This window comes from Streptomyces sp. YS-3 (assembly GCF_045257485.1).
GTDB lineage: Bacteria > Actinomycetota > Actinomycetes > Streptomycetales > Streptomycetaceae > Streptomyces.
On record NZ_JBJHPC010001216.1, the window covers coordinates 1 to 544 of the forward strand.

General features: G+C 56.6%; 1 rRNA gene. It reads left to right on the forward strand.

The annotated features are described in order from the left end of the window. Positions 1-544 (forward strand): 23S ribosomal RNA (locus ACJA3G_RS38375); the annotation flags it as partial.

Sequence of the window (544 nt, forward strand, 5' to 3'; positions counted from 1 at the left end):
AAGCCGCAGCGGAAGCTAGTGGTGGACGGTTCACGAGTGAGAATGCAGGCATGAGTAGCGATACACACGTGAGAAACGTGTGCGCCGATTGACTAAGGGTTCCTGGGTCAAGCTGATCTGCCCAGGGTAAGTCGGGACCTAAGGCGAGGCCGACAGGCGTAGTCGATGGACAACCGGTTGATATTCCGGTACCCGCTTTGAAACGCCCAATATCGAATCCATTAATGCTAAGGCCGTGAAGCCGCCCTGATCTCTTCGGAGTTGAGGGGAGTGGTGGAGCCGCTGACCCAAGGTGGTAGTAGGTAAGCGATGGGGTGACGCAGGAAGGTAGTCCAGCCCGGGCGGTGGTTGTCCCGGGGTAAGGGTGTAGGCCGTGTGATAGGCAAATCCGTCACACATTAAGGCTGAGACCTGATGCCGAGCCGATTGTGGTGAAGTGGATGATCCTATGCTGTCGAGAAAAGCCTCTAGCGAGTTTCATGGCGGCCCGTACCCTAAACCGACTCAGGTGGTCAGGTAGAGAATACCGAGGCGTTCGGGTGAA